This is a genomic window from Bartonella sp. AA83SXKL (assembly GCF_042196965.1).
GTDB lineage: Bacteria > Pseudomonadota > Alphaproteobacteria > Rhizobiales > Rhizobiaceae > Bartonella.
Window position 1 is genome coordinate 1 of the sequence record NZ_JBHIRG010000033.1, and the last position, 8,135, is coordinate 8,135.

General features: G+C 40.2%; 10 protein-coding genes and 1 pseudogene. All 11 read left to right on the top strand.

Annotated elements, in window-relative coordinates; translation table 11 throughout:
• The coding region (locus ACFINO_RS08495) for a hypothetical protein (RefSeq protein ID WP_375655440.1) at nt 1-484 on the top strand (484 nt) is incomplete at its 5' end.
• Between the two features lie 163 nt (nt 485-647).
• Nucleotides 648-833 (top strand): hypothetical protein, encoded by a 186-nt coding sequence (locus tag ACFINO_RS08500; protein ID WP_375655441.1) that lies wholly within the window; start codon nt 648-650, stop codon nt 831-833.
• A gap of 395 nt (nt 834-1,228) precedes the next feature.
• Nucleotides 1,229-1,420 carry a hypothetical protein gene (locus ACFINO_RS08505; protein WP_375655442.1) on the top strand — a complete coding sequence of 64 codons (192 nt, stop codon included), beginning with the start codon at nt 1,229-1,231 and terminating at the stop codon, nt 1,418-1,420.
• A 21-nt stretch (nt 1,421-1,441) separates the two neighbouring features.
• Nucleotides 1,442-1,891: pseudogene (locus ACFINO_RS08510) on the top strand (class I SAM-dependent methyltransferase); the annotation flags it as partial.
• 6 nt (nt 1,892-1,897) lie between these two features.
• Nucleotides 1,898-3,115 carry a hypothetical protein gene (locus tag ACFINO_RS08515; RefSeq protein ID WP_375655443.1) on the top strand — a complete coding sequence of 406 codons (1,218 nt, stop codon included), beginning with the start codon at nt 1,898-1,900 and terminating at the stop codon, nt 3,113-3,115.
• Nucleotides 3,116-3,209: 94 nt separating this feature from the next.
• Nucleotides 3,210-4,283, top strand: a complete 1,074-nt coding sequence (locus tag ACFINO_RS08520) for a citrate/2-methylcitrate synthase (protein ID WP_375655444.1) — start codon at nt 3,210-3,212, stop codon at nt 4,281-4,283.
• A 217-nt stretch (nt 4,284-4,500) separates the two neighbouring features.
• Nucleotides 4,501-5,073: a hypothetical protein gene (locus ACFINO_RS08525; RefSeq protein WP_375655445.1), complete on the top strand. Its 573-nt coding sequence runs from the start codon at nt 4,501-4,503 to the stop codon at nt 5,071-5,073.
• Complete coding sequence (locus ACFINO_RS08530) at nt 5,061-5,618, top strand: hypothetical protein (protein WP_375641074.1); 558 nt, start codon at nt 5,061-5,063, stop codon at nt 5,616-5,618. The genes ACFINO_RS08525 and ACFINO_RS08530 overlap by 13 nt, the downstream gene beginning before the upstream one ends.
• A 1-nt stretch (nt 5,619) precedes the next feature.
• Nucleotides 5,620-6,123 (top strand): DUF6622 family protein, encoded by a 504-nt coding sequence (locus ACFINO_RS08535; protein WP_074380593.1) that lies wholly within the window; start codon nt 5,620-5,622, stop codon nt 6,121-6,123.
• Nucleotides 6,124-6,426: 303 nt separating this feature from the next.
• Nucleotides 6,427-6,564: a hypothetical protein gene (locus ACFINO_RS08540; protein WP_155915008.1), complete on the top strand. Its 138-nt coding sequence runs from the start codon at nt 6,427-6,429 to the stop codon at nt 6,562-6,564.
• Nucleotides 6,565-7,083: 519 nt separating this feature from the next.
• Nucleotides 7,084-7,596, top strand: coding sequence for a DUF3987 domain-containing protein (locus ACFINO_RS08545; protein ID WP_375655446.1), 513 nt, complete (start codon nt 7,084-7,086; stop codon nt 7,594-7,596).
• Nucleotides 7,597-8,135: the final 539 nt, after the last annotated feature.

An 8,135-nucleotide genomic window follows, 5' to 3' on the forward strand; every position in this document is an offset into this window, starting at 1 on the left:
TGAAATGAGAGAATCCTACGTTATTCGAGACTCTCATTCAACATACAAAACAGTGAATTATCATTATAATTCAATGCGTTGTTTGTTTTATAAAACGCCTTTCGCGTGTGATGGTTATGTTGATAGTTTCTTGCAATTAAAGCCGCGTGATGAATGGTTTGATTCCGGCGACCTGTTTGTTAAAGATGGATCCGAATGCTATTACTGGATAGCCAGAGCCGTTAATGAATTTAAACACAATGGTAAGTTTATCCCAGTTCAACTGATTTCAAATGACATTATTAAGTATGCCGGATGTTTAAGACATTACTTTTCAAAAGCACAGAACGGCGATCTTTATCTCAACCTTGATATGTCGGCAAATAGTGAGCAGGTTAAAGTCATTACTAAACTATTGACTGATAAATGGTATCAGTATGCATTTAAAGTAAATATCAGAAAAATTGCCACGACAAATACAGGGAAAATAAAATGTACCATGTAGATAAAGCTCATGATATGAGCAGAGTGTATGTTAATCGTCGTGCAAATAATTATCTGTGCATTGTGAGCCATTCTTTTTATACCTATTTTTAGCTATTGATAGGCTTCATCGTTATTTGCCTGTATCGACGAGACGTACATCGAGAATGATATTGCAACGTGAAATGGCGAAGGTACTTTTTATCGATATATTTAAACGGATTTTGCCAGATGTAAAGATGTCATACAGTTCTGTGAGCCATGGACGGAGTAAAAGTATTATGTTGCTTAATAATGATCCGCGGATTCAGTCTGTCGGGGTTGATATCGAATTTATTGAGAAAGAAAACTACCGAGGCCATTTATGCTAGATTACTGTGAAAAATGCGCGGACTTTCCAGCAGGGCAGGTGCTGGATAATCGGCTATGCACCACAATATTTAGCTGCATGGAGAGCTTGTATAAGGCATTATGCGCCATCTCGGCGTGTACTTTTGATATAAATGATTATTTTTTAGTTGAACATGACAGGACGCGATGTGTTTTTCGGTACGTTGGGAATACATTTGTGTTTAAGGGGATGACGTTTATTTGTAACTGCTATTATCTTTGTCAATCTGTGATAACCGTTGTTTTGCTGGATGCATGTTTGCAATCAATTATTTTAGATGACTTCTTATATGAGGACGTAACCGTTTCTATACCCAGTTAGTTTTTAACGAGTTTATGGCAATGCCATAACTAGCTTCATTTAGAGAAATATGTGATGAATGATTTACTGGTAAATATCACCCCTGAGCACTATGAAAGGTATGCTACTGAAGGTACATCATCGTGGAATGCGTATTTGATAGAAAGAATTCTGGAAGAAGCATCTGGTGTTACTTCTGCGAAGAAAAAAATTCTCGATATTGGCATGGGAACTGGCTACATGCTTTTCAAGCTTTACCGCTTCTAAAAACTCACAGACTATTCCTTTTACGGGTTTGATATTGATCCCCGTATGGTTCAGTTTTGTGTTAAAAAATGTACTGAGTTAAAATACCAGCATGCATTCAACATTATTGAAGACAGCGTCAGCAATTTACCGTTTCCCGATAACTCCTTTTCAATGATTTATGCCCGTTCCGTAATTCATCACTGGGCTGAACCTAAAAAAGGATTACAGGAGTTGTGCCGTGTTTTAGATCGCGGCGGTCGTATTATCATCCATGAACCCCTAGCTGATGCAGAAGAAACAGCACTGGGTGTTTTTAACCAATCACGTCGTGAATGCGGTGTGGCAGCTATGTCCACAGAAGAAAAATTTACATTAGCCGGTATCACCGATTTTTTATATGGCTGCGATCTTAGTGAGATGAGCTGGACAGTGGCATGTGGAGAAGGTCTAGCAGCTCTGGGTTGTGCAATTTTCATTAAAAAGGTCTGAGTTATCATGGATTATTTCTGTGCTGAAATGTATGCAAAAATGCAACCACGTATAACGGCAATAACTGGCTGCCATGCACTCGATTACATTGCTTTCCGCGATTTGGTTAGGATAAGTACACGCGTTTATTCGACCACTGGTGATAGTGGTTCTTTGACTCAAGTGGACTCTGCGGGTGAACACTTACCGATGCTGATTAGTGCTACAAGCGGCATCACTGGGGCGATGAAAATGGCCAACGTTCGTTTAAAATTCTGTAAGGAAGGGATCAGCTCATCAGAGCGCAATTTAATTCGTAACCTGCGCGCGCGGCAGGTTTTTTCCCCAGGGGATATTGTTGACAACCTTTTTACGATTAATCTGTTTTCATCTTTACACTACTTGGCGTGTGAAATTTTAAAAAATTGCCGTGCACATGTTGTGCCGGTTGGCGATATTGCTCTGCTGCTGAAGAGTCATTTCGAGTTTCTGGCTGAAATACGGCTCTCGGTACTGTTTGGTGTGCCCAGCACCATCGTTCAGTTCGTTGAAGCCATGCTCAGCCTTGAGGTTCCATTGGCAATTAAAAAAGTGGTCTTTACCGGTGAATCGATGCTGAGCGTGCATGAAAACTATCTGCGCGAGATGCTGGGCGACGATCTGCGGATAATTGGTTTATATGGTTTGTCGGAGTGCGGTTTCATTGGTATGTCCGCCGAAGGGCGGCTTAATCGGTACCAGCTCTTCAGCGATGATTTCTTCTTTGAATATGAAGATAAGAGAGGGCTGCTAGTGACATCACTGGATCCCGATGCCTCGCGCAAACTTATCAGATATTCCGTGGGCGATATGGGCACATTATCCGTTGAAAATGGTGACCTCTATTTTGAAGGTATTAAACGCAATGCTATTGATTTTAATTTCATGGGAAATTTGATTAGCCATGAAAAAATATTCAAAATTATTAATCGACGGTTGCCCGATGTAATTGTTCAAATTGTATTGTCTTTATCCGCGGATAGACAAGAGATTATGGATATTAAAATCTGCTGCGAAGTATTTCACGACCTTGATTTGTCCGAACTAACTGAGGAAATCTATCATTTGCCGGATATTTATGAAGCCTATATGAAAAAGCGCGGACGTATTAATGTCACCATCGTCGAATATAGCGATTTGCTTTTCTCATCCAGAGGGAAATGCCTGCTAGTTTATGACGCAAGGGAGTCCTGTAATGCAACTTGATAATTTGTGTAATGAAATTGTATCAGGGAATTCGCATACGATAAATGTCAACATCAGGTTTTATAGCGTGTCACCGGAGCAGCAGGAGTAAATCATGTCAGATGATGTTATTGATAATTATGATTTAGATAATAACGCATTGTTTATTCGTGGATGTAATTTGATTGATATTGCCGATGAAAACCGTTATTTGCAGAACGCATGGTTTGTACTGACCGGCAACCTTTTTAATGAAGAACAGATGGATCTGCTGATTCAGAATACTAACGCCGAACTGCAAAAGACGGATCCTACAGCCAAACTGCAGGCGATGCATCAACTGATCAATGTATTGCCATCTTTGAGTTTAACGCAGCGATCTATGATGTTATTATCGCAAGTTGAGGTTTCGGCGGCTCAGGGTAAGGTCATGGCTCCCGTAAGCGACGGTTGTTGTCTTAAAATTATCTTGCTGATGCCGTGGATTATTGCATTGGCGTGCTCTTCCCAACAGTTTTCCGATTTGCCGGCGATCGAAAATTGCAATACCTTGGAGCTTGCTTTTTGGTTAGTATTAACTAGCAAGGAAGCTTCTTCCGACTGGGATATTGATGTGCTTTGCGGGTGCATGTCTCTACTGCTGGGCGGGTTTGGTATTGTGACACCCACAACCACCATGGTAAGATTTATTATCAGTACCAAGAGCGACGTCATTTCTGCACTAATCGGTGGGTTTTGTGCCATTGTCCCCGCGCATATGGGAGCCTGCAAATATGCTATCATGCGACTTTCTGGTGTCCTCCATGAGATTGAAGCCGGGAATCTTAAGGCGGCGGTAACGCATTATTGCAAAGACAAACCCTGGCCAAGGTTTGGTCACCCGATTATGCAATGGGATGTCCGGGTTTATTTCTTTTTTTCACGCTTTCAGGTGCCTATGTGCCCCTTCAGTTCGCTTGTGCGATCTATTTCGGACAATACAGGACTGCAACCCAATGTCGATTTTCTAATTGCAAGCATCATGAGCAAACATCGGGCTTCTCCTGAGCTGGGATTGTTGGCTTTTTTCGTTTGTCGTATGCCGATACTTCTCGCGCACTATCAAGCGCGGTTTAGCGCTCATTCCTTCGGTTTATCATCAAAGGATTTAAGAGAAAGATATAAAAAGGTCTCCCAATTATGGCTATAAAGCATCACACCGAGCCAAATTTCTTGGGTATATGTCAGAGTATCACCTTAACCACACCGATGCGTGCTTGCGGGCAAATCGATATTTCTCACTGGGAGTTAGCCCATAACTATTTGAAACAGGGCTTGTTACTCGAAGCCTTGCATCAGTTTTCAGTTCGATTCGCCACCATGGTGGCTAAAAACTCGGATCTCACTTATCGCTATCTCCCCCTGTTATGGTTGAACAGTTTTTCTCTACCACCCATTTTGATAGCGATCGGTTATGCGTTGAAGGACATATTGAACGCATTAATGAGGCCTATCGTATTCACTGTAAGGCTAGCACATATGACAATGGAAAGGCCGTTATTGCGCAGGCAATCATCATGGTCAGTAAGGTCTGCTTCTTTAGCTCGTGTTCTCAGAAAGCCGCTCTTCCATTACTAGGCGATTTATGTAAGATTTCTTCCGTAACCGGAGATTCTTGTACTTTTTCCTTTAATGCGCATCACCCGCTTTTTGAGGAACATTTCCCCTCCCACGCCGTATGTCCTGGTTCACTATTGATTGAGATGGTTCTGGCTTTGTCCACGCAGGGTAGGGCGAAAAATATCGCATCTGTTGCGCTGAAAAAAGTAAAGTTCATTGAAGCAGTTTATCCGGGAGATACCTATCAGTTGACCATTAAACAGGATACAGAGTGTGAACTGGGTGGCGTTTTTTATATTCATACGGAAACTAAAAAACGAAGCACTTGCGGTAAGTTTTCTATCAAATATAAAAAGGAGGATGCGCCATGTTTAACATAATAATCTCTTTTATTCCGTGGAGTATTTACTCCTGGGTTATCAATGGAAACTTTTTAACTCTTGTCGAACGCTCTCTCATCTTAACTGTGATTTTATTGTTCATTATTGCTGTGAATATTAAAATTGTCCGGCAGGGAGAACCCGTGATGATTACTAACATTCTGACAGTTATTGTCCTGTTTGTTAATTATTTCGCTGGATGGTCTACACTTTTACTGAACTACCCCACAGTTTTTTGCTATCTGTCACTTGCTCTGGTTTCATTGATTAGCTTACTGGTAAAGAAACCCTTTACCATTTTTTATGCCAGTGCTGGTGTTTCTGAAGAAAAACGCAAACATATCCTATTTTATCTCATCAATAAATATATTACATGGATTTGGGTAATCATCTTTTTTGCCAATGGTCTTCTAGTGGCTTTTTTTACATGGACCCCCCAGATTTGGTTAATCACTATGGGTTTAATTTGTACTGGTATTCTTTTTTCTAAATATCTTCCTAACATCATGCAATATTTTTATCGCATCAAACATCATGGAGCATAATATGTCATTGTTTAACATTCTGACCGGAACCCCTTTATGGGCTTGGATTTTGCTTATTTTTCTCATTGCGAGGGGAATAATCGCATTGAAAGATAGGGAAACGAAGGTTTACCGCCTTTTTCTCTTGCCGTTAGTCTTTCTTTTTTTGGGCGCAAGCGATGTGATTAACCAGCTGGCTTTCCCACGCTGGGGAGCAATCGCAATGTTGGCAGGGCTGATGATCGGCTTTGGCGTTGGCTGGTTGCTCTGGCGTGCTACTGCGCGTTTAAAAATCAAAGAGGGAACGGATTTCATTATTCTGCCTGGTACGCCGTTGACGCTGACATTTATTCTTATCGCTTTTGTCATCAAATTCACATTGATTGTTTTTCTCAAGGTTGTACCTGATTTGAAATATGCATTTGATTTTAACCTTCTTTTTGGTCTTTTAAGTGGGTTTACTGGTGGTGTGTTGTGGGGCGGCACATTAAATTTATATATAGCATTTCGAAAGAATCCAAATTAATCCCTATACCATTAGCTGTGGGTGCTTCCCATTAGAACTATCTCAATAGAAGCTTATTCCTAACAACAACGCTGCATACAAATGCAGCGTTGCCTCGTAGTTTCAGATTTTTTTATCCCAGCGCGTGAAGAGGTGAGGGAAGTGATATATCTGACTATGCCCCCTTGGGGGAAGAGCGAGCCTAAAGGTTTAGAATGCTATGAGTTTGAGCTAGCTGGACTTTGAGCAGATGGTTTATCGCTCATGGGAAATCATTTTGTTTTACGATTCAAAAAGAGGATAGTGATGGTCTCATTGGCGTAGGTGGGCAAGAAAACTGTTAGCTTGGCAATGCGTCAACAATTTGTAGAACTATGTTGTGGGACCCCTACGCAAAGCCGTTGCTATGATGGCATGATGCTTTTGTCAAGCATTATGATATGGGGAGGAACCGGTGTTTAAGGGTGCAACTGCGGTCACTATACGATCCAGTAGCATTACGTTTTTACGTTTGAGTATTTAGGAGCGGTAGACTCTGTACAGGCTATGCGTGCAATATGTGAAGCACGCTTGTGGGAATCAGTGTGCCATTATTGCGTTGTGCATGCAACCCTCTAGCTAGTACTTCATTGGTAAGGTTGTTTTTTGAAGCTGATTAATTATCTGGGTGTTTTTTAAGAGAACGTTAGCACTGATGTATCGCGTACCGTACCAAGAAATCTTCCAAAAAAAAATTATTAAAAATACTAAAAATATATGTGCAAGATGAACAAATGCTTGCTGAGGATATTGTATCAACGACTGTAGCTGCTTAAGGGCACATAATCTTGGGGGGGCATAATGTTGTACAAAAAATCATGAAGTCCAAAAAACTCGTAAAGGTGCATTGCACTTCTCCTTTGAGAATTTGGCATCTCCTCTTAGCTTAATACGTTCTCATTATGATATAAACCCCTTGGTTCTCCTGAACACCCTCTTGTGATGCGTTTTTCTGCTGAAGCTCAAGAGATCTTTCGTGAATGGATGCAAAAGATTTTTAAAGAAGCCAAAGAGAATAACCTTTCTGAAAGCTTACAAGCGCATCTTTTGAAAATGCCTAAGACCATAGTAAGTCTTGCATTGATTTTTGAATTAACCGAAGGGGGGCGTTTTGAAATCAATAAAGATGCCCTTCAAACAGCCTTGCGATGGGAAAAATATTTGTTAAGTCATGTCAAAAGGCTCTATGCGGCGGCGGATAGCTTAGCAACAGAGGGGACAAAATTGATTGTCGAGCGCTGTGATCATTTACCCGATGTTTTTACTTTACGTGATATTCATCAAAGAAGTTGGATCAGTTTAACAGATAATAGAGCCGTTAAGCAAGCTTTAGAGCTCTTATGTCGTTCCAATCATATTCGTCAAATAGCAAGTGAAAATAGCTCACAAGGTGGTCGCCCTACCATACGTTATGAATGGCACCCTTTCGTTAAAAACAACAGCATCAAACAATGAAGCCATTGTAATCTTTTGTTATTCTTAAAACCTTCAAAGATCTTATCGTACCAACAGAGGGTTTACAAAGTATCTTTGAGGGTTTTTGTTTTATAATTTTTTAAAGAAGAAACATACCGAGGTCCTTTTAAATCTTGTGTCAAAGATATCCAAAACACAACCTCTATAGGTTTTGACGGGGTTTTGAGTTTTGAGGGTTGCCCCTTTTAGATAAAAAAACGATAAAAAGTAAAAACGTTATTTTTCAATAGGTTAAGATTTTACAGATCTTAAAAAAACAACTCATATTGATAACACAACCTATAAATTCAACTAATAATATACGTTTTGAAGGGGTTTTGACGGTTTTTACACCTTCAAAACCTATAAGAAAAATTCACCATAAAACCTATCAAAATACTCATTATGATATTTTAAAGCACATAACGAATTTGTCTTTTTTCCATAAAACGAACAGCAAATTTCACTATTTTGCTGATTTTACCTCATGTCATAGGCTGTGGATAAGTAGCCTTTAATAAAATTTCTTTTTAAGCAGG

What these genes read in the sequence shown, in the direction of transcription:
- ACFINO_RS08500 (WP_375655441.1), top strand. Translation starts at nt 648, where the DNA reads ATGGCGAAGGTACTTTTTATCGATATATTTAAACGGATTTTGCCAGAT.
- ACFINO_RS08505 (WP_375655442.1), top strand. Translation starts at nt 1,229, where the DNA reads ATGAATGATTTACTGGTAAATATCACCCCTGAGCACTATGAAAGGTAT.
- ACFINO_RS08515 (WP_375655443.1), top strand. Translation starts at nt 1,898, where the DNA reads ATGGATTATTTCTGTGCTGAAATGTATGCAAAAATGCAACCACGTATA.
- ACFINO_RS08520 (WP_375655444.1), top strand. Translation starts at nt 3,210, where the DNA reads ATGTCAGATGATGTTATTGATAATTATGATTTAGATAATAACGCATTG.
- ACFINO_RS08525 (WP_375655445.1), top strand. Translation starts at nt 4,501, where the DNA reads ATGGTTGAACAGTTTTTCTCTACCACCCATTTTGATAGCGATCGGTTA.
- ACFINO_RS08530 (WP_375641074.1), top strand. Translation starts at nt 5,061, where the DNA reads ATGTTTAACATAATAATCTCTTTTATTCCGTGGAGTATTTACTCCTGG.
- ACFINO_RS08535 (WP_074380593.1), top strand. Translation starts at nt 5,620, where the DNA reads ATGTCATTGTTTAACATTCTGACCGGAACCCCTTTATGGGCTTGGATT.
- ACFINO_RS08545 (WP_375655446.1), top strand. Translation starts at nt 7,084, where the DNA reads ATGCGTTTTTCTGCTGAAGCTCAAGAGATCTTTCGTGAATGGATGCAA.